The organism is Endozoicomonas sp. (genome assembly GCF_965196975.1).
Taxonomy (GTDB): Bacteria; Pseudomonadota; Gammaproteobacteria; order Pseudomonadales; family Endozoicomonadaceae; genus Endozoicomonas.
On the sequence record NZ_OZ239981.1, the window covers coordinates 4597305 to 4624243 of the forward strand.

A 26939-nucleotide genomic window follows, 5' to 3' on the forward strand; every position below is an offset into this window, starting at 1 on the left:
AGACGATTTTATACAGAGGTTTTGATCGGTGTCACCCAAAACTTGCCTCTGCGGAATAACCACTCACTTGAAGTCAAGGTTGTCTGCTGATGCGTATGAGATTTGACAGTCACTACACAACAAGGCAAATCAAGGGGGAGCATATTGCAAAGCTCCTATGACGGTTTGCCTTCCTCACTCCGAATTACAGAGGAACATCATGAACCGCTTTAAAGATTTTCGAGCCGTCATCGTTAATCAGGTTCAATCGCTTTTAGCAAAGCGCATGTCAGAAAAAGAATGCGAGCAAATACAATCACTTGCAGATGCCTATTATTGTGGAGTTTCCCCAAAAGACCTTACCCAGATAAATACAGATGACTGCTATGGGTCGCTGCTCTGTCTATGGCAGTTCTTACAAATAAGACAACCGAAACAAATCAAAATCCGGGCATACAACCCCGAGCCCGAAACCCATCACTGGCACTCCACTCACAGTATTATTGAAATAGTCGTTGATGATATGCCATTTCTGGTTTCATCCATATTAATGGAACTTGATCGTCAAAAGATAAAAGTTTACCGCTTGAATCATCCCACTTTATGCTCAGAAAGAGATAACACCGGCCATCTAAACTCAATCAATACTCATCAATCCCCCCTTACTGAAGCCGTCATTCGAATTGAAATTGACCGACAGCCAGACCATCTGGAACTGGAGAAAGTAGCCTCAGGCATACGAAATATTGTTGATGATGTTCACAAGGTTGTCTCTGACTGGGAGGCAATGCAGGTCAGACTGAACGAGGCCATTCAATGGTGCCAGAATCACCCATCACCATTACCAAGTATTGAACAGAAAGAAGCACTGGCTTTTTTACACTGGCTAAAAAAAGATAACTTTCTCTTTATTGGCTTTCGATACTACGAAATAATTCAAAGCTCGCATAAGCTAAAGTTGCGCACCAGCAGTAAAACCGGCTTGGGCACATTCAGAGAAGATAGCCACAGTAGCCCTGTCGAGCGAGACCTATCTCCATATATCGCTGCACAAATTCAAACGCCAGAGTTGCTGGTCATTACTAAGTCCACCAGCCGATCAACGGTTCACCGACCAGCTCACCTTGACTATATCGGGATAAAACAATTTGGTGATAATGGCGCAATAATTGGCGAATGGCGCTTTTTCGGTCTGTTTTCATCAACAGCCTACAACGTTCCTCTTGACGAGATTCCCCTAATAAGAAAAAAAGTGGCTAAACTTCTTAAAAACAGTGGCTGCCCAGCAAACAGTCATCGAGGAAATGCCCTTCGCCATATCATTCATGACTACCCTAGAGACGAGCTTCTTCAGGCCAGTTACGAACAGCTTAAATCAGTAATTAATGGGATACTTGACTGTCATGAATTGAGACAGTTGAAGGTATTTCTCCGTCCTGACTCTTACGACCGTTTTATTACTGTCCTCGTCTATGTCTCCAGAGATAACTTCAACACTGAGCTTCGTCTGAAAATGCAGCAGATTCTGCTTAGTGAACTCAGCGGGAACAGTATCGACTTCAATGTTCAGCTATCCGAAAACCCTATGGCTCAACTTCAGTTTACCGTCCACTGTCACCATGCTAATAAGCAACACATTGATGTTGAACGACTGGAAGCCTTGATTCATGAAGCAATGCTGAGCTGGTCAGACCATTTACAGCAGGCATTAAAAGAAGCGTTTGGTGAAGCTACTGGAAACCGAATGGCACAGTGTTACCTACTGGCCTTTCCCGCTGCATACCGCGAGGATGTCAGCCCACGTCAGGCAGTTGCTGATATTCAGCGACTTGAGTCAATAAAAAACAGTAGCCAGATAAGCACCAGCCTATACCGCCCTGTCACCGATCACTACCGATGGCACTTCCGCGTTCTTGGAAAAGGGCCACTCCTTGCTCTATCGGATGTACTCCCAATCCTTGAAAAAATGGGTGTCAGAGTTCGTAGTGCAAGGCCATATTCCATTAGCCCATGTAATCTGGAAAGAGCCTGGGTACTTGACTTCAGTATTGAGCCTGATAGCCATGAAAATGCTCTGTCAATTAACTCTAACTCCCAAGAGTCAAAAACAAACTGCTCTAACCTGGAAGATACTCACCTACGAGAACAATTTCATGAAGTATTCATTCGTACATGGAAAGGAGAAATGGAGAATGATGGGTTTAATGGGCTGGTCGTTTCTGCAGGCTTAAACTGGGAGCAAGTAGTACTTGTCAGAGCCTTATCAAGATATCTTCTCCAGCTTCAAGTGCCTTTCAGCCAGAGCTATATGCAGAAGGTGCTTAACAGCAACCCTTCTGTGGTTCGTGAAATTGTAAACCTGTTCAGCGTTCGTTTTTATCCAGATTTTCGAGGGGATCGCCATGAAATTGCCAGTGCGTGCTCTGAAAGAATTTACCGGTTGCTGGACAATGTAGCCAACCTTGACGAAGATCGGATTCTTCGTCACTTTCTCAGCGTGGTTGAAGCCATGTTGAGAACTAATGCTTATCAGAAAGAAAGCAATGGTGAGCCAAAAAGCTACCTGTCATTCAAATTAGAACCAGACAAAATTCCAACATCTCCACAGCCCAGGCCTATGTTTGAGATATTCGTCTACTCCCCCAGGTTTGAAGGTGTACATATGCGGGGTGGGCGAATTGCCAGGGGAGGGCTGAGATGGTCTGACAGAATGGAAGATTTTCGTACAGAAATCCTTGGGCTAGTCAAAGCTCAAATGATCAAGAACGCAGTTATTGTCCCCCATGGTGCAAAAGGTGGCTTTGTTGCAAAGCATCTCCCATTAAATGGCTCAAGAGAAGAAATACAAAAAGAGGGAATTTCATGCTATCGCTTGTTTATTTCTGGACTTCTGGATCTTACTGACAACCTTCAAGGGGGAAATATAATCCCTCCTGAAGACGTCGTACGCTACGATGATAATGACCCTTATCTTGTAGTCGCTGCAGATAAGGGCACTGCAAGCTTCTCAGATATTGCGAATGATGTATCAATGATCTATGGCTTCTGGCTGCGAGATGCTTTCGCCTCCGGTGGCAGCCAGGGCTACGACCATAAAAAAATGGGTATAACCGCCAGAGGGGCCTGGGAATCCGTCAAAAGAATCTTTAAGGAACGCGAAATTGATAGTCAAACTCAGGATTTTACCGTCATCGGTATCGGAGACATGTCCGGTGATGTATTTGGTAATGGAATGCTGCTTTCCAGCCATATTCAACTGATTGCTGCGTTTAATCATCAACACATCTTCATTGATCCAACCCCAGATATATCGGTCAGCTTCGATGAACGGCAGCGTCTGTTCAATTTACCCCGGTCATCCTGGGATGATTACGATAGAGACAAAATATCAAAAGGTGGTGGTGTATTCAGTCGTCAGTTGAAAAATATTCATTTAAGTAAACAGGCCAGATCAGTCCTGGCTACGGATAAGTCCATGATGCCCCCTGCAGAGCTTATTCAAACCATTCTCAAAGCACCTGCAGATTTATTATGGAATGGAGGAATAGGTACTTATGTAAAAGCCAGTTGCGAAAGTAATGCAGATGTGGGAGATCGTTCAAACGATAGTGTGCGGATAAATGCCTCTGAGTTGAATACGTGTGCAGTTGGCGAGGGAGGGAATCTTGGCTTAACTCAACTGGCCAGAATTGAGTTCTCAAAACGGGGGGGGCTGATCAATACGGATGCCATTGATAACTCAGGAGGCGTTGATAGCTCAGACCATGAAGTAAACATAAAGATACTTCTGAACCAGATGGTTGATGACGGTGATATCACAATTAAACAACGCAATGTCTTATTGGTCAGTATGACTGACGAGATTGCAAAGCTGGTCCTTAGGCATAACTTTCTTCAGAGTCAGAGGTTAAGCCTCAGTCTCCAACAAAGTGTTATATTGTTTAATGATCACCGCTTTTTGATCAGGAAGCTTGAACAGAAAGGACGGCTCAATCGAACCTTGGACTGTCTACCATCAGATACTGAGCTCAAAGCGAGAGCAAAGAATGGTGAAGGACTTACCCGGCCAGAAATAGCCATTCTTTTATCTCACACAAAGCTGGATCTGTTCGAATCTCTCGTTACGGCCAAAGTCGATGATGATCCTATTCTTGTTGCAAAGTTACTCGATTACTTCCCATCACAGTTGCGTACTCAGTTTCCTGATCAAATCAGGAGCCACCCATTAAAAACCGAAATACTGGCCACCCATCTCAGCAATGAAGTTGGCAATAGGATGGGAGCCACCTTTATTGAATATATTCAACAGGAAACCAGAAATTCGGAGCTTAACTGCGTCCGGGCATTTATGGCTATAAAAGAGATTTTTTCAATCTCATCCATCTGGGATCAATTTGAAAGACTGGGTTTTGGTGTAAAAGATGATATCCAGAGAGTGGAATTATTCCGGATACAACAACATGTCGAAAAAGCGTGTATCTGGCTATTGAGAAATCATGCCAACGACATGAATATAGAGTCCCTTATCAGTAGCTATAAACCAGGGGTCAATGCAGTCAGTGGACAACTGGCGGAGCTACTGGGAGAAGAAGACTGTGAATGGCTAGGAGGTAGAGTAACTTGGCTTCAGGAAGCTAATTTACCCCCCGCACTGGCAGAAACCTGTGCAGGTCTTCGATACCTTTATTATGTACTTTTCATGGTGGGAGTGGCTGATGAGTATAAACTTACCGTTACTGATGTGGCTTTTATCTTTTTTGCCCTTGAAGATTACCTTTGCCTCCCATGGTTAAGAGAGCGAATTAGACAACTACCAGTTAATGATCTCTGGCAACGCAAGGCTCAATCATCTCTCAAAGATCAATTAGATCGTACACTCAATGACAACTGCATAAATGTTCTACACCATTCCGACGGTAAGCCAGAAGAAAAGCTCAAACAATGGCTGGAAAAAAATGCCGAACCAATAGATTGCTGGAGAGCTACTGTTCGCGAAATACAGTCCGCAAGGGAACAAAACCTTGCCATGCTGTCAGTGGCTATCCAGGAATTATCTTTAATCTCAGCAAACTGAACGACCCTTGAGACAAAAACAGACCAAAAAAAACGGTCATCAGGGGAGGATGACCGTTCCATTCTATCTTTATTGCTACGTCAGCATCTGCAAAGTACACATCAAAGACAACATGGTGATTTCGATAACCTAAAAACCATGGCTTTACATTAAGCACCTATCACCATGAAGTTACTATCGGCAGGTAAAGCTCATTCGTTAGGTTCTGTTGTATAAAAAACCGAGCAAAAAAAAACCAGTATCCGGGGGAAGAATACTGGCTATATAGCTTAGGCTACAGGGGAGCAGCCTACAACTTAACTTTCTGTCAACACAAAACACACAGTGAGCAATAAGAATTAGTACCAAACTGCTGTCTTTTTCCTATCATCATATACTGAGACAAGCAAAATTCCAAAAAGTTCCCAAAAAAATAAAAAAAATTGAATAAAAATAGTTAACCAAATGGATCGGAGATTTCTGGTTACCTGAGCAAGCTCTATTCAGACAATACGAAAGGGGTAAAGCTTTAGCTGTGTCGCAGGAAAGTTAACGAGACCCTCTGAACAAGGATTCAGAAATACAGGATGCCATATGGTTGGCTACTTTAAGTAGCCAGATAAAGAAAAAGCCAGAATCCTGATCGAGGATACTGGCTTTGAACGATAAATGCGGGGAAACATTGTACCGCTTTCAATATTGCTAACACTTAACACACAAGGAGCAACTCAATTGAGTCTCACTATATGAGACAAGCAATATGGCAACAAAGTTCCACAACTTACAAAAAACTTACAAACTAAATAACCAAGTACTTCTTAAGACATAAAAATACTCAGTGGGCCTCATCCCAGTTATCTCCAATACCCGCTTCGACCAGCAGTGGAACACTGAGTTCTGCAGCACCAGCCATCTGCACTTTTAGACCCTCTACAATGGCGTCAACGCTCTCGTCAGCAACTTCAAGCACCAGTTCATCGTGAACCTGCATAATGACACGAGCATTAAGCCCCGACATCTTCAGCCAGTTATCAACCCTGATCATTGCCTTTTTGATAATATCTGCTGCAGTACCCTGCATCGGCGCATTGATCGCTGTACGTTCAGCCCCCTGACGCCGCATACCATTTCGAGCATTGATTTCTGGCAGATACAGACGGCGACCAAAGATGGTCTCTACATATCCCTTTTCCCGCGCGAAGCTTTTGGTCTCTTCCATGTACCTTAAAACGCCCGGATACCGTTCAAAGTACAGGTCGATGTATTCCTGTGCCGACTTTCTGGATACACCCAGCTGTTTAGCCAGCCCAAACGATGACATTCCGTAGATCAGACCAAAGTTAATCGCTTTAGCGCTTCGTCGCTGATCGCCCGTTACATCATCAAGCGCCACTCCAAAAACCTCGGCAGCAGTTGCCTTATGGATATCAAGACCATTGGCAAAAGCATCCAGCAAACCTTTATCTCCAGAGAGGTGTGCCATTATTCTCAGCTCAATCTGGGAGTAATCTGCAGCCACCAACTTGTAACCTTCCGGAGCAATAAACGCCTGCCGCACCCGACGACCTTCCGGCGTTCGAATAGGAATATTCTGAAGATTAGGGTCCGAGGAAGACAGTCGCCCAGTAGCCGTGACTGCCTGGTGATAAGAGGTATGAATACGGCCTGTTGCCGCATTAATCATCTGCGGGAGTTTCTCGGTATAGGTGGACTTGAGCTTGCTTAAGCCTCGATGCTCAAGAATCAGCTTGGGAAGTTCATAGTCCAGCGCCAGTTCCTGCAGCACCTCTTCTGCGGTTGATGGCTGCCCCTTAGGCGTCTTCTTAATTACGGGAAGCTGCAGTTTATCAAAGAGCAGTTCCTGCAATTGCTTGGGTGACGACAGATTAAATTCCTGTCCCGCCTCATCATGGGCTGATTTCTCCAGTTCCTTGAGGCGTTGACCAATCTCCAGACTCTGCTGCTTAAGTAACACACCATCAACCAGGGCACCATGACGCTCAATACGTGAAAGAATATCCACCAGCGGCATTTCTATATCCTGGAAAACGCTTGATAGGGTGGCTTCTGACTTCAGTTGCTCCCAGATGGCATGATGAAGGCGTAAAGTAATATCCGCATCTTCTGCCGCATAGGGACCCGCTTTCTCAAGCTCTATCTGATTAAACGTTAGTTGTTTAGTACCTTTACCAGCAATTTCTTCATACTTGATGGTTTTATAGCCTAGGTAATGCTCTGCCAGGGCATCCATATTGTGACGGGTGGCGATTGAGTTCAAACAATAGGACTCAAGCATGGTATCAAAGGCAATACCCTTTATTTGGATGTCATATCGAGCCAACACGCTTTCGTCGTACTTGAAGTTCTGACCTACTTTCTGTTTCGTCGGGTCTTCCAGCAAAGGCTTCAATTTTTCCAGCACCCATCTTCTATCCAGTTGGGCTGGAGCCCCCAGGTAATCATGCGCAACGGGCACATAAGCCGCCTTGCCGGGCTCAGTGGCAAATGAAACGCCCACAAGTTCAGCCACCATGTAATCCAGGCTGGTCGTTTCTGTATCAAACGCAAACAGCTCTGCAGATTCGAGCTGTGCTATCCAGTCAAGAAACTCTGCCTCCTCAGTGACTACCAAATACTCACCGATAGCTCCTGATGCTTTTTCGTCAGATCCATTATTCTCCAGCGCTGAACCAGAACCTTCTTTTTCCAGGTCCGCTATCAATGTTCTGAATTCGTACTCTTTAAACAGCGCTAACAGCTGTTCTTTATCAAGGGGCTGCATTTCCAGGTTATCAATAGAAACCGGCAGCGCTACATCGGTCTTGATGGTTGCCAACTCTCGGGATAAAAGAACGATATCCTTATGCTCAGTAAACTTCTCAGCAAAGTTCTTACTCCCCCGAAACCCAAGTGCGGCAACCTCATCCAGACGCTCCGCAATCTCATCGATACTGCCGATGCCATTCAGCAAAGCCAATGCTGTTTTCTGACCAACACCAGGCATACCCGGAATGTTATCGCTGCTGTCTCCCATCAATGCCAGGTAGTCGATAATCAAGCTGGCAGGAATACCAAACTTACTCTCAACACCACCTTGATCGGTATACGCATCATTCATGGTGTCAATCAGAGACACATGCTCAGTAACCAGCTGAGCGATATCTTTATCACCAGTTGAAATGATGGTATCGATCTTTTTCTCGGTTGCCTGCCTGGCCAGGGTACCAATCACATCATCCGCCTCAACGCCTTCAATCATTAACAGAGGCAGGCCAAGAGCACGGACAATTTGATGTATTGGTTCTATTTGCGAGCGCAGGTCATCCGGCATGGGCTTACGGGTTGCTTTGTACTCACTGTACATTTCATGACGGAAGTTTTTTCCCTTGGCGTCAAAAATGACCGCAACATGGCTATCCTGATACTGACGCATCAGGCTGCGCAGCATATTCGTCATGACCCGGATAGCCCCCGTTGGGCGACCATCAGCAGTTCGCAGGTTGGCACGCTCAGAAGCATGAAAAGCGCGATAGAGGTAAGATGAGCCATCAACGAGTATGAGTGGAGGCGTACTGACTTGTTCTGACATGGATTACGGACTCACTTACGATTCTGGGTAACTGGGTATAGAATGCTTCCAAGCAGTTTAATGGTTTCCACCGCAATTATCATGAGGCTCCTGATGAAACCCTCCATAAAAAGAGCGCAGTTGGGTCTGGCTTTCTTTCCCTTGTTTCTTTTTGGCTGTGCTACTCACAGTCCGGAAGGTTCTGATCAATCGACGACCAGTGCGGACGTGCCCAACAACCAGAAAGCCGTTGTATTTACCGATGAAGCGATTAAGAAAATCCCAAAACACCTGCGCCCTGAAGAGCTGGAGAACAGGGATGATACATCGGTAGTGATTCGTACCGGCGATTCCAGAACGTATAAAGAGTACCGGGTTGGCGGTCAGCTTTATGCGATTCAGGTTATTCCTGAAACAGGTAAACCCTACTACCTGATCGCCTCAGATAATGAAGGAAACCCCATTGACCCAACAAAACGGACCCTGTTAGTGCCTTCATGGACCATCTTTGAGTGGCACTGAATACATAACGAACCATAGATCTAACTATCCAAGAACAGGGACTTCATGTCTGTTTATACCCATTTGACACGCCAGGATATCGAGCAACTTCTGACTCACTATGACATTGGTGACTTGATATCATTCAAAGGCATCGAAAGCGGAGTTGAGAATACCAACTACTTTCTGGATGTTGATAAAAAAAGCCATCTCCAACGTTATGTATTAACGCTCTTTGAGTACCTGCCTGCAGACACGTTGCCATTTTTTATCAATTATACGGATGAGCTTAAAGCTTTCGGCCTGCCTGTGCCCAACCCAGTTCGGGATAAGAATGGCATTGCTCTCCAATCGGTAAAAGGAAAACCTGCACTGATAGTGCAATGCTTTGCTGGGCAGCACCCTGACGCCAGCAACCTCTCTCTGGATCAATGCCAGCAAATTGGTACGATGTTGGCAAAAATCCATATAGCAGGGCAAGGGTCCGCCCTTTATCAGGAGAATCAGCGCGGCCTTTCCTGGCTGGATGACCAGCAAAAAAGGCTTAGTCCATTACTCGATCAGGATGATGCCAGCTTCATGACTGAGCATTGGAAGAACATATCAAATGCACTTAAAGCTTTTGATAAACTGCCAAAAGGGCTCATTCATGGAGACCTGTTTCATAATAATGTACTTTTTGATCAGGGAAGAATCTCAGCCGTAATCGACTTCTATCAGGCCTGTAATGACTGGTTAATCTATGACCTTGCCGTTACCGTAAACGACTGGTGTCTTACAGAAACCCTGGAATTAAATAGCAAACGCACAAAAGCTCTGACAGAGGCCTACAACCACATTCGACCATTTTCGGATGACGAAAAAAAGGCATGGCCATTAATGCTGCAATTGGCAGCCTTCAGGTTTTGGGTATCCAGACTGATTACTTTTGTTTATCCAGAGTCACCATTAGATGAAGAACATCATGATAGCTTGGTTAGGCATTTTCTAGATCCAAATGAGTTTAAAGAAATGCTTAAACTGAGGCTTGACTCTTCATCAATAAAATCAATCTAACTTGGGTGCTCTCTCTGAATGATTGAAACAATAGTGCTCTATTTTCACAGCTACTATGGGAACACCACTCATAATAGTTAACTGTCATGCCCGCTTCTGTTATTTCCAGCTCTACCAAAAGCATCGTTTTGCAAATTGAAGTTTCTATAGATTCAGGCAACATGCTGAATCTTGAAGATAGTTTACAGCGTGCACTCAATGAAGCCGGGCAGCTTGGAACAAAAGAGTTATTGGGGCTATTTGAATCACCCAATAAAGAACCTATCGTCGTTAATCAGCAGAAGTGGAACTACAAAGGAAAGGTTCTTAAGCACTATGAAACCTTATACGGTCGTATACCTTTGGAGCGCTCCGTATATCAGGGTGTCAGAGGTGGCAGTACTCTGGCAGCACTTGATCTTCGTGCCGGTATTATTGGTTCAGCTACCCCCAAATTTGCCAAGTCTATCGCCTGGAAATACAGCCAGATGCCAGCGCCTGCGGTAAAAGAAGATTTTGAGACCAACCATCAAAGGACGCTTTCAAATTCTTATATCAAGCATTTATCGGACAGAGTAGGTGCATTAATTGAAGACCAGCAAGACACTCACTACCACCTTCCTCCACTAAAAGAGCCTGTTGAAACAATAGCCATTGGTCTGGATGGAACCTGCATGCTGCTTTGTGAAGAAGGCTGGAGGGAAGCCATGTGTGGGACATTGAGCCTATATTCTGCAGATGGAGACAGGCTCCACACGATATATACAGCCAGTTCGCCAGAGTATGGTAAACAAAGCTTTATGAGCAAGCTCGACGAGGAGATTGCAGATCTAAAACGACTCTACCCAAATGCCACATACATCGGGGTAGCTGACGGGGCTAGAGAAAACTGGAGTTATTTGAAACAACATACCTCTGGGCAGATACTCGATTTTTATCATGCATCTGAATATTTAGCTGGAGCAGCGGAAGCACTGTTTCCAACCAGTAAGGCGAAGCGACACCAGTGGCTTGAAGACAGGCTACATAGTTTGAAAAACAAGCGTGGAGCAGCCAAAAAAATCCTTCAGGAAATTGAATCAGCCGAGCTCCCGAAAAAGACAATCGCACTGACAGAGAAGCGCTACAAAGCTGTGAGCTATTTTACAAACAATCACCAGTTAATGAATTATCATCAGGCGCTTAAACGCCATTGGCCAATAGGTTCAGGAGTTACTGAAGCGGCTTGTAAGACTCTGGTAAAGCAACGATTATGTGGTTCTGGAATGAGGTGGAAAGCAACAGGAGCGGAAGTGCTTTTGACAACAAGAGCACTGATCCAGAGTAAGGGGCGCTGGGAACAACTTTGGTCTGAGTTCATGACTGGAAAGGTTGAAGCTAACCTATGAGTCAGTTATCAAATTGAGAGAGCACCCTCTAACTTCAAGTTTTCATTGTAGTAGTTTGGGGTCACCCTGGAAAAGGGTGACCTACATCACACACTACCCCGATCCTGGATTTCTTGTAGATTGCCTTTTCTCAGGCACTGATACTTGAGAGCCTTCATTTACTTCTATTTGAGCGATATGTGCTTTTTCAGCTGCCATATTCTCCTCTTCAAACAATTCATGATCAAAGTGTTCAATAAGGTCAATAAACTTTACTTCTCCATTCTCATATTTCTCAATGATTTCAACACTTCTTTCTTTTATGTTCTCGTAAAGCTCTTTAAAGGGGGCTGAATCTAAATATCCTGGTGCATTTTTACCAAAAGGAACATTTCTCTGATGATGAGTCTCAAGTCCTTTCTTGAATGAGGCCTCCAGTGTACTAAAATCCACTTTTTTCACGCTTCTCTTATTATCGGTGACAGCTTTAGCATGCTGCTCGCTTTTCTGAGGTTCTGTCTTGTTTTGCCAACGGCTTTTATCAATTTCTGGTGTTTTATAAAGTCTCATAAACATCTCCTTATCGAATTATGAGAAAGATCAGGGAATAAACTCCTTGTAACTATTCAGCACCCAGCAAAGGCGTATTGTTGTAATTTCGAACCGCTTTAAGAAGCGCCTGAAATATGTTCAACCCCTGCTTTTTAGCAGATGATAAATAGCTTCGGATTCGGGTAAACATGGTACCTCCGTCTTCGCTTCTGAAGCAGCCTGAGATCTTCTGCTTAAGTTTGGCCATCCTGGCATCACGTTCACTGCCATTGTTATCGAAGGGAATTGAAAAGTCCGACATGAAGCGCAACGTTTCAACCTTAAACTCAATAAGCCTTTTGAACAGGTTGTAGGCCTTGGTATTCCTGACCTTCTTACGTCCAAGCACCTGTCGTTGTTTTTCCATATAAGCGGTTTCCTTCGTGAGAGCCCTTTGAAGGATTTGGTCGTATATCGTCTCAATGCGAAGCTGTATTGCACCAGGCATTTGAGTCAGACCGGCTGCTTTGTATTTCTTGCAGAAGTGCCAGGAGAGCGTAAGCAATTTCATCAGCCGCAGAGCCAGCTTATTCGCATCCCTATCGACAACTCCCTGAAGCTCTCTCAGATGATGGGCATTACAAAGCACATGCACTGCCGCATAGGCAAAGTAGGACTTCCAATGATCGTGAACCAGAATGCCTGCAAAAGTCAGCAGGATGCCCATTGCATCCATTGCTTCACAACCTCGCCTTTCTGAGAGGTAGTAAAGCGTCCATTGGTCATCTCGCATAATGTGTAACCACCACAGTGAACCGTCAACCCGCATGCCAGTTTCATCCGCTCCTGCAACCGGACTTTCTTGTAAAGCATCGCGGATACTCTGCTCAGTAGAGGCCAGGTTCTCATGGGTATAGGCAACAAAATTGGCAACAGAGCCTGCGCTGACACTCATGCAATAAATAGTATTGAAATACTCAGACACCCGGTGATATGGGATGAAGTGATACTGGTTTAAATGAACAGCCATTGCCTGAGTCACTTCTCCGTATTGAGCAGCGGCTTTCACTCCTTGGGGAAACTCAGCGGTGTTCCGTTTACCACAAGGACATACTTTAACGTCTGCCCAGTACGCGGTAACTTCAAATTCTCCGGGTCTACCTGGATCAAAAACCTGTCGCTCAATGTATTTGGTGGGTTTAATATCGATAAGCGAAGACTGGCAACAGCAACATTTTTCAACCTTCAGATGCCTGACATAATCGGGTAAGGCGACACGTCTCAAACAAGAGCCTTGATGACCTTTCTGGCCACCTGGTTTATTGCCTGAAGATGGTCTAAGGCTTTTGGGGTTCGGTGTTTCCTGTGAGGAGCAGGGGGCTTCTTTGGAAGATGTATCACCTTTATCACTCCCTTTTTTACTGGGCTTTTGATAACCATCTGACGATGGTGGCTTACTACTGTTTTGACTGTTTTTATTAACCCTTTCTTCCAGTTCGCTGCAACGTTCCCGTAAAAGCGCATTCTCGGTCCGAAGCTCTTCATTCTCTTTAAGGAGAGCTTCGGTAAACGGAGTAGCTGGGAAGTCTGGTTCCATACTGGAGATTTGTTAGAAAAATTGAGTATAAGATGATGGTCGAAAAATCAGAAAATTCCAGATTTATATGAAGGGTGCTGAATAGTTACAACTCCTTTAAGCCAAGTATAACCATTAAACAAAGGTCTCGTTATCGAGTATTAATGCTCGCACCACACTGTTATAATATAACGAATATGACATGGCTATTTTATGCGCAAGACCAATACCCCCTACACTCCACATGATCATAATGACTGCATCCAAGGTGCTTTAACGGAAGCCCGTGTTATTTGTCACAGTCGTGGTGTTCGTCTGACAGCTCTTAGAGAAAGAGTTTTAGAGCTGGTCTGGCAGAGCCACTGCCCAGTTGGCGCTTATGAAATACTGGCCGAGCTAACCCAGGGAGAGTCAAAACCTGCTCAGCCTCCTACAGTCTATAGGGCTCTGGATTTTCTCCAGGAGCAGGGACTCGTACACCGGTTATCATCAATAAATGCCTATATTGGCTGCAGCCGCCCCAATACTCCTCATAAGAGCTGTTTTCTTATCTGCACTCAATGTCGCACAACCATTGAGATCGAACACTCTGGCATTGAAAATTCACTGAAAGACTGTGCCAATGATTATGGCTTTACTATTGCTGACACCTCAATAGAGTTGGCTGGCCTATGTACAAACTGCAGAACCAACTGAAGAATCAATAGGTTATGAATCAACCACTGATAGAGTTGAGCAATATCTGGATGACATTCCAGAACAGAGACGTACTTACCGGTATCAACCTGCAGGTAAACCCAGGGGAAATTGTTACCCTGATAGGCCCTAATGGTGCTGGCAAAACAACACTTGTCCGCATTGCCCTTGGGCTTCAAGCACCCTCCTCTGGTCAACGGCTGGTAAAAAAAGGGCTTCGCATAGGATACATGCCGCAAAAGCTGCATATTGATGACACGATGCCGTTAACCGTCAATCGATTCCTGAAGCTGACGGGCTGTCGCCTGACCGCCGTTAACGATGCTCTGAGTCGCACCGGTGTTGCCCATGTGCTTCAATCTCCACTGCAATCTCTTTCCGGAGGAGAGCTGCAAAGAGTATTACTGGCCAGGGCACTTCTGCATAAACCACACCTACTGGTACTGGATGAGCCAGTTCAAGGGGTTGATGTCACAGGACAAAAAGAGCTTTATCAACTAATCACGGATATTCGCAATGAATCCAAAAGCCGGGAGCACTGTGCCGTTTTGATGGTATCCCACGACCTCCATCTGGTCATGGCATCGACCGATAAAGTCATCTGCATCAATCAGCACGTCTGCTGCTCCGGTCATCCTCATCAGGTTAAACAGCACCCTGCATACCTTCGCCTTTTCGGTGGTGAGTCGGATGAACTTGCTGTTTATACTCATCACCACGATCACCATCATGGTGTGGATGGGCATATTCTTGAGCCGCACAGCACTAATTCTGAAGGAAAACAGTAATGCCAGACCTTATCATGTATGCCTTGCTGGCAGGCTATGGCGTAGCGTTACTGGCGGCACCTTTGGGCTGTTTCGTGGTATGGCGAAGAATGGCCTATTTCGGGGATACTCTCTCGCACTCCGCACTGCTGGGCGTCTCTCTGGGGCTGATGTTGAATGTTAATATTAATCTGGCCGTTATATTCAGCTCACTGATGGTTGCAGTCATTCTGGTCAGTTTCCAGGAAAAACAACGAATTGCCTCTGATACCCTGCTTGGAATCCTTGCTCACAGTTCTCTATCTATAGGCCTGGTCGCCGTCAGTTTCACAGACAATGTCCGCGTGGATATGATGTCTTATTTATTTGGAGACCTTCTTGCAACAGGCCCATCTGATCTTTACTGGATATACGGAGGTGGAGCCCTGGTTCTGGCCACGCTGGCATGGCTTTGGAAACCACTGCTGTCCATGTCCGTTCATGCTGAGTTAGCACAGGTAGAGGGTGTCCCTGTCAAACAGCTCAGGCTGGTGCTAACCCTGCTGATGGCACTGGTTATTGCTGTTGCCATGAAGATAGTCGGTGTCCTTCTGATTACCTCCTTGATGATCATTCCAGCAGCAACGGCCCAGCGTCTGGCAAATACGCCTGAGCAAATGGCACTATTTTCAGCGTTTCTGGGGATACTGGGCGTTTCTGGCGGTTTAGCGGCTTCCTGGTACCTGGATACACCCGCGGGCCCATCGGTAGTGGTGTCTTGCTTCTTACTTTTTCTAATGACTCAATTATTCAAAAGGACGAAATAAATAATACATATTAGATAATGGAATTAATAATAAAATATTTAATTCCATTATCTAATAAAAAATTAAAACCTACAATTATTATAATCAAGAATTATAAATACCAAGGTCTAATTGCTGGTATTTAGTCAATTTCTGAAAATACCCCTCAAATTGACTATACAGGGAGTTAAGTCATGAGATTAGAACAAAAGGCCAGTACTCAGAGCCCAGCGGCACCAAAAGAACAACCGCCTCAAGATCAAAAAAAATCTACCACAGGGGGTAGTAAACCAGCAGGTCCAGTAAAGACAAAGGGCCAAGAAATCGTCCAAAGGGCAAAGACTGACCCTGCGCACTCTTCACAATCAGAAGAAAAGCTGGTAACTGACAGGAAAACCAAAGAACAAGTGCCAACGCCCGAAAATAAGATTCGTGAGGCACTTTCAGAACTCAGCCCAAACTTAGCACCTCATAGAGCAGCTAACTTACTCTTAAGTCGTAATGGTATTACTACTACGGCAGAGGAAATTCAGCGTATTAGATCAGGTAATTCCAGTACTGCGCAGCAACAATCAGTTTCTAAACCTCAGAAAACCTCAAAAGCACCTGGAAAACAATCAAAAGTTGATGGTGAAAACGAAGCTGCTGAAAGACTTCGGAAGCAACATCAAAAGTCAGAAAATTCTGTCAAACAATCCATAACAGACCTAATTAAAAAAAGTTCTGAATACAAGGCAGGAGCATCGCTTGAAGGCAACATTACACGTTTTGCACAAAGTCTAAGTGATAAAATGTCCAGAACATTAGACGCAGCCGAAAAATTGCCGATTTCGGAAGAAGAGTTTCAAAAATTGAGTGCAGGTGTTGACTTTGAAGGCGCTAATAATGGCGGTAAGAAAATGTTCGGGGATCTTGATCTTAACGAAGGTAACATGGGCCTTAATGCCATGGGTGGAAGTGAGAAAGCAAAAAAAGAACATAAAGTCAAAAGTAAACAAGAAGTTCTTGCTGGTGCAGATTCAGCAGGCCTAAGATCCGATGTTGCGAATACAAGAACGGACAAAGTGTTGCAGGTTTGGGCTCGTGAAAACGATATACCACTGAGGGAATCAGGTTATTTAGATACCCTTACGGCTAGAGGGCAGTATGACCGTTACACCCTGGAACAGGTTTTCTCTGGGAAAGCTGTACCGTCATTATTGGAGCTTATGCTTCACTATGAAGGAATTTCATTTGCACCTGGCAAAAAACCAGAAGCAAAAAAAGTCGAAGCAATGTTAGTTAGTCTTAGAAAAAACATTATTGAAACTAAACAAAAGATGGAACTACGTGGAGAGAAACCATCAACATTGGATGCCGTAATTGCTTATACAAAATCGAATGGATACCACCCAAAAGGGTTTCTGCCATTAGTTTGTCAATTTGTTGATAAAGAGGATCTATTAGGGGATTTCGTAACCTATGTAACATCTGGTAAAACAAGACAAAGTCCAGAGTTTGATGCATTAAGACGATGTGATGAGTTAGGATTTCCATCAGGGCCTGCTGGTCTAAATATCTTGGCTCATAAAATTTACAACACATTCACAATCAACAGAGATAAGCCAGCATTTGCAGGAAGAAAATTCAATGCTGTCTTAATGGATAAATCCATCTGGATTAGTGATAACGAATTTGATCGAATTTATGCTTCACTTTCCAGGCTAGGTGAGGAGGGATTTACTCCAGAAAATATTTGCCTTATGTTGAGGGGAGAAAGACCCAAGCTAGAAAATGATAATATTGGCCATGGCTTTGATGAAAAGATGACCCCAGAAGAGTTGGTTGAGGCATTAAAGAAAGAAGTTGCAAATAAAGATATACAGCTGAAAATGTATAAAGATCAAAGTGCCGCAAATGCCAGGAGAGCTGCAACCGCAGAAAAAAGAGTCCGAGAGCTTGAAGTAACCCTGGATGAAATGAGAAATCAGGCTAAGCAAGCACCTGCACCTGAGGCTAGTTCAAATTCAGACAAACCTAAACCACCACCACCGCCAGCTCCGCCACCACCGAAGTTTTAACAAAGCTTTGGAGAACAAACAGCCTTGGAAGTATACTTCCAAGGCTGTTTTTATGGTTTTTGAATTGATTCAACAATATTAGTTAGCTTTAGTGGATCCAGTGGAGGTCTTATAAACCCATGATAATCCCCTTTCGGATTAATCAACGCTAGGTTTGCCCCATGATCCACCAGGTAAAACTCATCCTCAGGATCAACCACCGGTGTAAATGGCACATTCATTTGAACCGAAAGATTATAAATATTGGTGATTTCTCCCGTTACCCCAACAAAGTCCTTATTGAAGTAGGGCACATAGCCTTTCAGTTTTTCAGGCGTATCCCTTCGTGGATCCACCGTCACCATAAGGTACTGCATCTCTTTCGCCAGTTCCGGAGACTTTTCCTTAAGCAGTGCATCCAGTTTATTTAACTGGCTCAGTGTTGCCGGGCAGATATCAGGACAGAAGGTAAAACCGAAATAGACCAGGCTCCAGCGTCCTTTAAGATTTTCTGCAGAAAATGGCTGGCCATTATGGTCAACCAGCCCTTCCATAGTGAAAGACCTGGGTGTTTCAAACACCACCGCCCCCATCTGCTGCAGCTGCTCTTTGGACAAAGCCGGCTTGTTCATGAACTTATTCGCCGTCAGCCCAAGCACCACGGCAACGGCTGCCAGTAAAATAGTGACCGTCTTCCTCACTCCCTTACTCCTTTCTTTGTCCACAGGTACTCCTTACACCCAGAGATAAAATGAATAGTGGTCCACCAGCAACACCACAAACAGCAGCATTAAATAGGTAATCGAAAACTTGAAGGTCTTGATGGCGGCATGAGGTCTGCTGTCACGAAGCAGAACAACCGACCAGTACAGAAAACGAGCACCAAGAAGGGTTGCCCCTATCAGATAGATCACCCCACTCATCCCCGTCAGGAATGGCAGTATGGTGACCACAAACATGATGATGGTATAGAGCAGAATATGAAGCTTGGTGTAAGCCTCGCCATGAGTGACGGGCAGCATAGGAACATCCGCTTTGGCATACTCCTCTTTACGGTGGATCGCCAGTGCCCAGAAGTGAGGTGGTGTCCAGGCAAAAATAATCAGTACCAGTAGAAGACCATGGCCTTCGAACTGTCCGGTAACAGCAGTCCAGCCGAGCAGGGGAGGAGCCGCACCGGCCAGACCACCAATAACAATATTCTGAGGGGTTGCTCGTTTAAGAATCAGCGTATACACCACCGCATAGCCCATCAAGGAGGCAAACGTTAACCAGGCCGTCAAAGGGTTAACCAGTACAAACAGCATGGCCATGCCCAGCGAACCGATAATAAAGGCAAACATGACTGCCTGAAGTGGTTCAACCCTACCAGTGGCCACCGGCCGCTTATGAGTTCTCGCCATCACGGTATCAATCTGGCGATCAACAACGTGATTAATCACTGCGGCGGCACCGGCACAAAGAGCAATCCCCAGATTACCGAAGAACAGAATATCCAGAGGCACCCAACCAGGCGTCGCCAGGTACATACCGATAACCGACGTTAAAATCATCAGCGCGACAACCTTAGGCTTGGTCAGCTCAAGATAATCCCGCCAGTGGGCACTCCCTGCCTGTAATACATTACTTTGACTCATGCTCCAGCCCTCCTGCTGCCGCCGAATAAGAAGTAGTTATAGGCCACCAGTGATAACAATAACAACGCACCACCCAAGTTATGCGCTACGGCAATACTCAATGGCAGACTCCAGATTATATTGCTGAGGCCAAGCCCGACTTGAACCGTCAACATAACCATAATCAGCAGCATCAGTTTTCGAACCGTTGACCCAACAGGCCCACCAACCCTGAACGACACCTTGAGCGCAATAAGCATTTGCAACGTCAGTAATATTACGGTCAGTAATGCTCCCACTCTATGCGCAAAGTGTATGGCTGTTCTGGCTTCAGCGTGCAGCTGCCCACCCAGATAATTTGGACCTATATCCTGCCCCACATCAAACCCTTCCTCAAAATTCATGGGTGGCAACCATTGCCCCTGACACATGGGCAGATCAGGACAGGCAAGCGCTGCATAGTTGGAGCTCGTCCACCCACCGAGGCTGACCTGACCAACCACCACCAGCAGGCTTATTACCGCAAGCCATTTCAGGAAAAAGAACGGTTTATCCGGCACCTTTTCTCGATGCGCCCCAGACAACCTTAACGTTAAGAGAAACAATAGACTGAAGGTAGCAAAGCCACCCAGCAAATGAGCGGTAACGACCTGAGGCCACAGCTTAAGCGTTACTGTCCACATGCCAAACGCGGCCTGCAGCGTAATCAATGCAAAGATCAAAATGGGTAGCTTGAAAGGTTGACCCGGCTCACGTCGGTTTTTGAATGCCTGAATGACAATCATCAACACCAGAAGCATCAGAGCGCCGGCCACATAACGGTGGATCATCTCCGCCCAACCCTTATCCACTTCAACCGGCGCGTCTGGAAAGAGCGACTCGGCGTGTGCAATCTCCTGCTGAGTATCCGGCACGGTCAGAAACCCATAACAACCCGGCCAGTCAGGACACCCCAGCCCGGCGTGCACCAGCCTTGTATAGGCACCCAGACCAACCACGATGCTTGCCAGCAGCGTAGCGATCAGAGCCAGATAAAATCCTTTTTTCTTCATAACTGCTCCAGTGAGTTGACTACCCATTACCAACCCTGTTTTTAACCAAAAAATACCACATTAAACAAAAACCAATGATTCAATAATCATTTAGTACCCATTAACCAATATTGGATGCTTTCAGTAGTTTTTTCAGATCTTTCAGCAAATCTCCACCCGATTGATCAACCTGATATCCCATAATCAAATTCCCCAGAGGATCAATGATAAAGATCCGATTTTCTGGCCAATGCTTCAGACCGAGCGCTGTTTGCACATGGTTTTTATCTGCGTTCAGCCAGTAAATTCCCGGATGTTCGGTTTCAAGTTCAGAGGAGGGCACCGGTTTTTCTGGGGCAATGTAAAATCGGGTCACCCGGTCAGACTCTTTTCCGAGCGCAATATGCACCTGACGGGTTTTATAGAGGCTTTCTATGCATTCCGACTCTTCACAACGGGTACTGCCAAACACGACAACCCGCCAGAGCCCTTCTGTCTCTGCTGCATCTACGCTCTTTTCTCCACTCTGAAGGTGCAGAGCGGAAAACTGGGCCGGAGGTAATAAAAGCTCACCTTTATTTGTCCGACCTTCCGGAATCCACGCCCCGGTAAAGTACATAATCCAGGCCAGCCCCATGGCTATGGATGGGATCAGAATGACAAGGGCTAGCTGAAACCGGTTCTTATTAATGCTGGTTGTCGTTGTCATGATCACCTCATACGTCATGCTTGTTCTTGTTGTTCTCACCTGCACGAATCATCTGGAACCCATACAGCAAGAGCAATACCAGAGCCATGGCAAACCATTGAAAGGCATAACCCAGATGCTTTTCTGATTTCAGATTAATCACCATGGGACGAATCTGTTCAGCTCCTGGCTGGCCCGCTCTGAGCACCATGAAAAAATCCGGGGTAGCACTTTCTATGGCTTCAGATACTTTGAACTGGTCAAACGCCTGAATGCGTTTAGGCCAGCCTTCTTCCCAGACGTCTTCTGCCAACATGAAGGGTTTCCCCAGGGGCTTATACGCAGAGCCAGTCAGTACCAGATGCCCTGTGTCAGTCATTACCTCAGGCAGCAGTTCTCGATCACCACCGACAATCCAGCCTCGGTCAATCAGTAACCACTCTCCGTCATCCGTCAGAAACGGCATGAACAGCTCATACCCGGCCTCACCCTGGAAAACCTGATTATCCAGCAGAAAGTATCGATCCAGATCAAACCGGCCACTGACAGTAAAGGGCAGGTACAAAGGGTCATCGTGATGCTGTACTTGAGAAAGTGAATACGGCTCAAGAGCATGTCTGGACTCATAAGCCTGCTCCAGCATCAACTTCTGCTCGTAACGTGATAGCTGCCAGAAACCCAAAGTCACCAGCACTGGCAGGATGGCAATCACTAATAGGGTCAACTTCAATCTGAATCCAAACATCAAGTGAACAGTCTTTCTATGCTATTGTGTGGAAAAAATCTGAGTTCATCTCAGGAACTTGTCTTGTGGATAACTTTCTTGAGCCAGAAATATGTGGATAAAAGTCGTCGTTATTGTTCTTTTCTTTGCCGTGGTTATCAGTCTGGGTACCGGCTTTTATTTTTTGCTGACAGAGAAAAAGAGTTCGCCAAAACTGCTGAATTCTCTGAAAGTTCGTATCGGTCTGACCGTTTTGATTATGGTTATTATTGTTGTGGCCTGGCTTCATGGAGATATCCACAGCCAGGCGCCCTGGTTATATCGCTAAACCAGATAAACAAATATGAATAGTCCAACCCACACCACATCCACGAAGTGCCAGTACCAGCTGGCGGCTTCAAAGGCAAAGTGGTTATCCGCTTCAAAATGCCCCTGGTAGACTCGCACGAGCATTACCGCCAGCATAATGGCTCCCAGGGTTACATGAGCACCATGAAAACCGGTTAGCAGGAAGAAGGTTGAGCCATAAATACCAGCACTTAGAGTCAGACCCAGTTCGTTATAGGCTTCAATGTATTCTTCAACCTGGAAAAATAAGAATGCGGTGCCAAGTACCAGCGTAATGATCAACCACAGTTTTATCTTGTAGCGATCATTCGCCCGCAGTGCATGGTGTGCCAGTGTCAGTGTGATACTGGAGGCAACCAGCAATAGCGTGTTCAACAGTGGCAGGTGAAAAGGATCAACAACATCGGCAGCCCCAACAAAAAGGTCATTGTCCGGATTCACCATCAATGGCCAGTCCGCAATAAAGTTTGGCCAGAGCATTTCATGGGTCATAACCCCTTCACCCTCACCGGCCAGCCAGGGAACGGCCAGTACCCGGACATAGAAGAGGGTTCCAAACAGTGCAGCAAAGAACATCACTTCTGAAAAAATAAACCAGAACATCCCCCAGCGGAATGTTCGATCCATTTGAGCACTGTAAAGCCCTGCACGGGACTCCTGAATAACATTGCCGAACCAGCCAAACAGCATCCAGGCCATAATCAGACCGCCGGCGTAAAACACATAGTGAGCACTGGAATCCTTAACACCGGCAGTCATGTCATTCATCATCATGCCAGCACCCAGAAGGGTCAGAAATAGCCCAATAGATGCAATGATTGGCCACTTACTCTGGGCCGGAACGTAGTAGGTACCTTCGGTAGCCATAATACTTTCTTTCACCTCTCCTGATCTGACAGGGAGTACGCCTTTTCTCCCGAACAATCTTCAAAAAAACCGCTCAACTGATTCAGTTCATATGCGTTACATCAAACAGCGTATAAGACAACGTTAGCTTTTTTATGTGTTTTGGCAGTTCCTGATCGACGATAATCCGCAGTGGCATGACCTTTTCTTCCCCGGGCTCCAGCGTCTGAGTGGTAAAACAAAAACACTCGACCTTATGAAGAAAGTTGGTCGCTTCAAACGGCGTTACACTGGGAATTGCCTGGCCCACCATCCTTTTGTCCGTGGGGTTTTTAGCAACAAAGTTCAGTAACCCCGGCTCACCAGGGTGAACCGTTACCTGGGGAGTGCTGGGAGAGAAGTCCCAGCTCATACCAGCGTTTTTGGTGGCTACAAACTGCACCTTGATATCACGACTGGTATCCACTTTGGCTTCTGCAGCCTTGTACATATACGGGTCAGGGTCCGTCTTGCCATTCAGACCCGTCACCTGACAGAACACGTTGTACAGTGGCACCATGGCAAAACCAAAAGCGAACATGCCACAGGCTACGAGTATGGAGCGAATGACAGTACGATGAGTTGAACGCTCAATAGCCTCCGGTTTCTCTTCTCTACCCTGTTCGCTCATACTGACTCCTGTCGTTTACTTCACATCCGGTGGTGTCGTAAAGGTGTGATAGGGTGCAGGTGATGGCACACTCCACTCCAGCCCTTCAGCACCTTCCCAGGGCTTGGCCTCAGCTTTTTCTCCCCCCCTGATGCATTTGATCACGATAAAGAGGAACAGCAATTGCGTGGTACCAAACAAGAAGCCACCAATACTGGAAATTTCATTGAAGTTGGCAAACTGCAGTGCGTAGTCAGGAATCCTTCTTGGCATCCCTGCCAGCCCGACAAAGTGCATTGGGAAGAACGTCAGGTTCATCCCGATAAAGGACATCCAGAAATGCACTTTAGCCAGCGTCTCGTCATACATATGACCAGTCCACTTGGGCAGCCAGTAGTAGCAGGCAGCAAAGATGGCAAAGATCGCCCCTGGCACCAGCACATAGTGGAAATGAGCCACCACGAAATAGGTGTCGTGATACTGGAAATCAGCAGGTGCAATAGAGAGCATCAACCCTGAGAAACCCCCAATGGTAAAGAGCACCACAAATGCCGTGGAGAACAGCATTGGGGTTTCAAAGGTCATGGAACCGCGGAACATCGTGGTTACCCAGTTGAAGACCTTCACTCCGGTCGGTACGGCAATCAGCATGGTGGCGTACATAAAGAACAGCTCACCAATCAGTGGAATGCCAACGGTGAACATATGGTGAGCCCAGACAATAAACGACAGAAAAGCGATACTGGCGGTGGCGTAAACCATCGAGGTATAGCCAAACAGGTGCTTGCGGGCAAATGCTGGAATAATGGCTGAGACAATCCCGAAAGAGGGGAGAATCATGATGTAAACTTCCGGGTGCCCAAAGAACCAGAAAATATGCTGGAACAGAACGGGATCACCACCACCACCAGCATTGAAGAAGCTGGTGCCGAAGTGAATGTCCATCAACATCATGGTTACTGCACCCGCCAGCACCGGCATTACAGCAATCAACAGGTAGGCTGTGATCAACCAGGTCCAGACAAAGAGCGGCATCTTCATCATGGTCATCCCGGGAGCACGCAGATTCAGGATGGTTGCGATGATATTAATCGCCCCCATGATGGAAGACACACCAAGCATATGGATCGCAAAGATGAAAAAGGTCGTTGAAGGTGGTGCATAGTCTGTGGACAGTGGCGCGTAGAAAGTCCACCCAAAATTTGGCCCCCCACCTTCCATAAACAACGTACTCACCAACATCACCGCTGCAAAGGGCAAAATCCAGAAGCTCCAGTTGTTCATCCGAGGCATGGCCATATCCGGCGCCCCAATCATCATAGGGATCATCCAGTTAGCCAGCCCGACAAAAGCCGGCATAACAGCACCAAATACCATGATCAAGCCGTGCATCGTGGTCATCTGGTTGAAAAATCCCGGTTCAACAATCTGCAGCCCGGGCTGAAAGAGCTCAGCTCGGATAATCATTGCCATGGCCCCACCGGTCAGAAACATAATGAAACTGAACCACAGGTACATGGTGCCAATGTCTTTATGGTTGGTGGTGAGAACCCAGCGCATCAACCCTTTGGCAGGCCCATGATGATGCTCGTCATGCTCATGTGAAGAAGCAGTATCAGTTACCGAAGTCATATCTACTCTCCTTACAGGCTCGCCTGTTTGTTATCGGGCATGGCCTGCTTGGCCGGATCTTCTACATACTTGCCAGTTTTCTTGTACTCCACGATCTCTTTAGGTGTCACTATTTCGCCGGTGTTATTGCCCCAGGCATTTCGTTCATAAGTGATCACTGCCGCGAGGTCCACCTCATTTAACTGGCCGGCAAAGGCCTGCATGGCAGAACCTTTCTTACCATTCATAACGATATCGACATGCGCTCCGATCTGATCGGCTTCCGTGGCCATTGGGCTGCCTTTTAGTGCAGGGAATATCGGTGGCATACCAGCACCATTGGGCTGATGACATACCGCACAGGCTTTGTTGTAGGCCTGCTCACCTCTGGCCATCAACTCCTCCATGGTCCAGGTTTTGTCCGTCAGCTCACGCTCTTTTTCGGCTTCATCCTTTTTCGCTTCCAGCCAGGCGTCGTAGTCTTCCTGTGACTTAGCCTCAACGACAATGGGCATATAGCCATGATCCTTACCACACAGTTCTGCACACTGCCCACGGTAAGTGCCAGGCACTTCAATGTTCGTCCAGGCTTCGTTAATAAATCCGGGAATGGCATCGCGCTTTACTGCCAGGGCAGGCACCCACCAGGAGTGAATAACATCCGCAGCGGTAACCAGAAAGCGAACCTTTTTGCCAACAGGAATCACCAGCGGCTCATCCACTTCCAGAAGATAGTTGGGATTCTTTTCCCGGACGTTAAGGATCTGTTCCCGAGGAGTACTGAGGTTACTGAAAAAGGAGACATCTTCTCCAACATACTCATACTGCCACTTCCACTGATAGCCGGTGATTTTGATATCAATATCGGCCTCGTCAGTGTTGTAGATATCCACCAGCGTTTTTGTCGCTGGGATGGCCATCAACACGAGTATCAGAAAAGGAATGGATGTCCATACAATCTCAACCAGTGTGCTTTCATGAAACTGGTGAGGTACAGCACCTTTGGATTTACGGTGCTTGAAAATAGAATAAAACATGACCCCAAAGACAATCAGGCCAATCACGACACAGATTATCAGTATGGTCATATGAAGTCCGTAGATATTCCGGCTGACAGCCGTCACACCTTCGGTCATGTTGACTTCCCATGCAGCACGGCTACTACCCGTTACAGCCAGTCCCGCAAGAAGAAGAAAAAGAGATTTCGCCTGCTGCATCATTCCCTTACATCCCCTGACTATCCGCTGATCGCAGCGGAAACTTCTTATTATTATTGTGCAGACTTGTTGTGCTGCTTTACTTCTCAGAGGTGTGACTGACAACAGAACAGCATTTTGCCCGGTTGTATGTGTCACGATACTGACCTGTCCAATGGTCTTGTATTGTTACAAACATTCATCACTACCACCCATGATAAAGCCCGTTTGTGTCGTTTACGCAGGTAAACCACACATGGATTTATTGAGAGTAAGCGATATTGCTTTGATTTATCTGACCTGAAAAACCCCACTACATCTAATCAAGAGCAG

At 46.1% G+C, this 26939-nt stretch carries 21 protein-coding genes; 9 read left to right on the plus strand and 12 right to left on the minus strand.

Going from position 1 to position 26939, the window contains the following annotated elements:
• Positions 1-199 precede the first annotated feature (199 nt).
• Positions 200-5053: an NAD-glutamate dehydrogenase gene (locus tag ACOCLE_RS20645; protein ID WP_419534048.1), complete on the plus strand. Its 4854-nt coding sequence runs from the start codon at positions 200-202 to the stop codon at positions 5051-5053.
• Positions 5054-5867: 814 nt separating this feature from the next.
• Here ACOCLE_RS20645 and polA read toward each other — a convergent pair.
• Positions 5868-8621, minus strand: coding sequence for a DNA polymerase I (polA, locus tag ACOCLE_RS20650; RefSeq protein ID WP_419534049.1), 2754 nt, complete (start codon positions 8619-8621; stop codon positions 5868-5870).
• Positions 8622-8714: 93 nt separating this feature from the next.
• Here polA and ACOCLE_RS20655 point away from each other — a divergent pair, with 93 nt between their 5' ends.
• The 3 genes from ACOCLE_RS20655 to ACOCLE_RS20665 all read left to right on the plus strand — a co-directional run bounded on the left by ACOCLE_RS20655 (position 8715) and on the right by ACOCLE_RS20665 (position 11524).
• On the plus strand, positions 8715-9122 hold the full coding sequence (locus ACOCLE_RS20655) for a DUF2782 domain-containing protein (RefSeq protein WP_419534050.1): 408 nt from the start codon (positions 8715-8717) through the stop codon (positions 9120-9122).
• A 45-nt stretch (positions 9123-9167) separates the two neighbouring features.
• Entirely contained in the window at positions 9168-10157 is a 990-nt protein-coding gene (locus ACOCLE_RS20660; RefSeq protein WP_419534051.1) for a homoserine kinase, read from the plus strand.
• 86 nt (positions 10158-10243) lie between these two features.
• On the plus strand, positions 10244-11524 hold the full coding sequence (locus ACOCLE_RS20665) for an ISKra4 family transposase (protein ID WP_419532972.1): 1281 nt from the start codon (positions 10244-10246) through the stop codon (positions 11522-11524).
• 93 nt (positions 11525-11617) lie between these two features.
• Here ACOCLE_RS20665 and ACOCLE_RS20670 read toward each other — a convergent pair whose 3' ends face one another.
• Both ACOCLE_RS20670 and tnpC read right to left on the minus strand, forming a co-directional pair.
• Positions 11618-12073 (minus strand): hypothetical protein, encoded by a 456-nt coding sequence (locus ACOCLE_RS20670; protein WP_419534052.1) that lies wholly within the window; start codon positions 12071-12073, stop codon positions 11618-11620.
• A 52-nt stretch (positions 12074-12125) separates the two neighbouring features.
• Positions 12126-13631: an IS66 family transposase gene (gene tnpC, locus ACOCLE_RS20675; RefSeq protein WP_419532963.1), complete on the minus strand. Its 1506-nt coding sequence runs from the start codon at positions 13629-13631 to the stop codon at positions 12126-12128.
• A gap of 192 nt (positions 13632-13823) precedes the next feature.
• Here tnpC and ACOCLE_RS20680 point away from each other — a divergent pair, with 192 nt between their 5' ends.
• From ACOCLE_RS20680 to ACOCLE_RS20695, 4 genes are all read left to right on the plus strand, one after another.
• A complete protein-coding gene (locus ACOCLE_RS20680) occupies positions 13824-14306 on the plus strand; it encodes a Fur family transcriptional regulator (RefSeq protein WP_419534053.1) in 483 nt (160 codons plus the stop codon).
• A gap of 14 nt (positions 14307-14320) precedes the next feature.
• Positions 14321-15094 carry a zinc ABC transporter ATP-binding protein ZnuC gene (gene znuC / locus ACOCLE_RS20685; RefSeq protein ID WP_419534054.1) on the plus strand — a complete coding sequence of 258 codons (774 nt, stop codon included), beginning with the start codon at positions 14321-14323 and terminating at the stop codon, positions 15092-15094.
• Complete coding sequence (znuB, locus tag ACOCLE_RS20690; protein WP_419534055.1) at positions 15094-15879, plus strand: zinc ABC transporter permease subunit ZnuB; 786 nt, start codon at positions 15094-15096, stop codon at positions 15877-15879. The genes znuC and znuB overlap by 1 nt, the downstream gene beginning before the upstream one ends.
• A 173-nt stretch (positions 15880-16052) precedes the next feature.
• Complete coding sequence (locus tag ACOCLE_RS20695) at positions 16053-17918, plus strand: hypothetical protein (protein ID WP_419534056.1); 1866 nt, start codon at positions 16053-16055, stop codon at positions 17916-17918.
• 50 nt (positions 17919-17968) lie between these two features.
• Here the strand turns inward: ACOCLE_RS20695 and ACOCLE_RS20700 are convergent, their stop codons facing one another.
• The 5 genes from ACOCLE_RS20700 to ACOCLE_RS20720 all read right to left on the minus strand — a co-directional run bounded on the left by ACOCLE_RS20700 (position 17969) and on the right by ACOCLE_RS20720 (position 21962).
• The gene (locus ACOCLE_RS20700; protein ID WP_419534057.1) at positions 17969-18622 is read right to left on the minus strand and encodes an SCO family protein; all 654 of its coding nucleotides are present in this window, start codon (positions 18620-18622) and stop codon (positions 17969-17971) included.
• 9 nt (positions 18623-18631) lie between these two features.
• Positions 18632-19534 (minus strand): heme o synthase, encoded by a 903-nt coding sequence (cyoE, locus tag ACOCLE_RS20705; RefSeq protein ID WP_419534058.1) that lies wholly within the window; start codon positions 19532-19534, stop codon positions 18632-18634.
• Positions 19531-20565: a COX15/CtaA family protein gene (locus tag ACOCLE_RS20710; RefSeq protein WP_419534059.1), complete on the minus strand. Its 1035-nt coding sequence runs from the start codon at positions 20563-20565 to the stop codon at positions 19531-19533. The genes cyoE and ACOCLE_RS20710 overlap by 4 nt, the downstream gene beginning before the upstream one ends.
• A gap of 100 nt (positions 20566-20665) precedes the next feature.
• Positions 20666-21253 carry a hypothetical protein gene (locus tag ACOCLE_RS20715; protein ID WP_419534060.1) on the minus strand — a complete coding sequence of 196 codons (588 nt, stop codon included), beginning with the start codon at positions 21251-21253 and terminating at the stop codon, positions 20666-20668.
• Between the two features lie 7 nt (positions 21254-21260).
• Entirely contained in the window at positions 21261-21962 is a 702-nt protein-coding gene (locus tag ACOCLE_RS20720; protein ID WP_419534061.1) for an SURF1 family protein, read from the minus strand.
• Positions 21963-22068: 106 nt separating this feature from the next.
• Between ACOCLE_RS20720 and ACOCLE_RS20725 the strand changes: the two genes are divergently transcribed.
• On the plus strand, positions 22069-22284 hold the full coding sequence (locus ACOCLE_RS20725; RefSeq protein WP_020582193.1) for a DUF2909 domain-containing protein: 216 nt from the start codon (positions 22069-22071) through the stop codon (positions 22282-22284).
• Here ACOCLE_RS20725 and ACOCLE_RS20730 read toward each other — a convergent pair.
• The 4 genes from ACOCLE_RS20730 to coxB all read right to left on the minus strand — a co-directional run bounded on the left by ACOCLE_RS20730 (position 22281) and on the right by coxB (position 26630).
• Positions 22281-23171, minus strand: coding sequence for a cytochrome c oxidase subunit 3 (locus ACOCLE_RS20730; protein WP_419537242.1), 891 nt, complete (start codon positions 23169-23171; stop codon positions 22281-22283). The two genes, ACOCLE_RS20725 and ACOCLE_RS20730, sit on opposite strands and share 4 nt — an antisense overlap.
• Positions 23172-23253: 82 nt before the next feature.
• Positions 23254-23820 carry a cytochrome c oxidase assembly protein gene (locus tag ACOCLE_RS20735; RefSeq protein ID WP_419534062.1) on the minus strand — a complete coding sequence of 189 codons (567 nt, stop codon included), beginning with the start codon at positions 23818-23820 and terminating at the stop codon, positions 23254-23256.
• Between the two features lie 15 nt (positions 23821-23835).
• Complete coding sequence (gene ctaD / locus ACOCLE_RS20740) at positions 23836-25431, minus strand: cytochrome c oxidase subunit I (RefSeq protein ID WP_020582196.1); 1596 nt, start codon at positions 25429-25431, stop codon at positions 23836-23838.
• An 11-nt stretch (positions 25432-25442) separates the two neighbouring features.
• Positions 25443-26630: a cytochrome c oxidase subunit II gene (gene coxB, locus ACOCLE_RS20745; RefSeq protein ID WP_419534063.1), complete on the minus strand. Its 1188-nt coding sequence runs from the start codon at positions 26628-26630 to the stop codon at positions 25443-25445.
• Between the last annotated feature and the right edge of the window lie 309 nt (positions 26631-26939).

Coding starts and splice junctions, on each gene's coding strand:
- ACOCLE_RS20645 (WP_419534048.1), top strand. CDS start 200: ATGAACCGCTTTAAAGATTTTCGAGCCGTCATCGTTAATCAGGTTCAA.
- polA (WP_419534049.1), bottom strand. CDS start 8,621: ATGTCAGAACAAGTCAGTACGCCTCCACTCATACTCGTTGATGGCTCA.
- ACOCLE_RS20655 (WP_419534050.1), top strand. CDS start 8,715: ATGAAACCCTCCATAAAAAGAGCGCAGTTGGGTCTGGCTTTCTTTCCC.
- ACOCLE_RS20660 (WP_419534051.1), top strand. CDS start 9,168: ATGTCTGTTTATACCCATTTGACACGCCAGGATATCGAGCAACTTCTG.
- ACOCLE_RS20665 (WP_419532972.1), top strand. CDS start 10,244: ATGCCCGCTTCTGTTATTTCCAGCTCTACCAAAAGCATCGTTTTGCAA.
- ACOCLE_RS20670 (WP_419534052.1), bottom strand. CDS start 12,073: ATGAGACTTTATAAAACACCAGAAATTGATAAAAGCCGTTGGCAAAAC.
- tnpC (WP_419532963.1), bottom strand. CDS start 13,631: ATGGAACCAGACTTCCCAGCTACTCCGTTTACCGAAGCTCTCCTTAAA.
- ACOCLE_RS20680 (WP_419534053.1), top strand. CDS start 13,824: ATGCGCAAGACCAATACCCCCTACACTCCACATGATCATAATGACTGC.
- znuC (WP_419534054.1), top strand. CDS start 14,321: ATGAATCAACCACTGATAGAGTTGAGCAATATCTGGATGACATTCCAG.
- znuB (WP_419534055.1), top strand. CDS start 15,094: ATGCCAGACCTTATCATGTATGCCTTGCTGGCAGGCTATGGCGTAGCG.
- ACOCLE_RS20695 (WP_419534056.1), top strand. CDS start 16,053: ATGAGATTAGAACAAAAGGCCAGTACTCAGAGCCCAGCGGCACCAAAA.
- cyoE (WP_419534058.1), bottom strand. CDS start 19,534: ATGAGTCAAAGTAATGTATTACAGGCAGGGAGTGCCCACTGGCGGGAT.
- ACOCLE_RS20710 (WP_419534059.1), bottom strand. CDS start 20,565: ATGAAGAAAAAAGGATTTTATCTGGCTCTGATCGCTACGCTGCTGGCA.
- ACOCLE_RS20715 (WP_419534060.1), bottom strand. CDS start 21,253: ATGACAACGACAACCAGCATTAATAAGAACCGGTTTCAGCTAGCCCTT.
- ACOCLE_RS20725 (WP_020582193.1), top strand. CDS start 22,069: ATGTGGATAAAAGTCGTCGTTATTGTTCTTTTCTTTGCCGTGGTTATC.
- ACOCLE_RS20730 (WP_419537242.1), bottom strand. CDS start 23,171: ATGGCTACCGAAGGTACCTACTACGTTCCGGCCCAGAGTAAGTGGCCA.
- ACOCLE_RS20735 (WP_419534062.1), bottom strand. CDS start 23,820: ATGAGCGAACAGGGTAGAGAAGAGAAACCGGAGGCTATTGAGCGTTCA.
- ctaD (WP_020582196.1), bottom strand. CDS start 25,431: ATGACTTCGGTAACTGATACTGCTTCTTCACATGAGCATGACGAGCAT.
- coxB (WP_419534063.1), bottom strand. CDS start 26,630: ATGATGCAGCAGGCGAAATCTCTTTTTCTTCTTCTTGCGGGACTGGCT.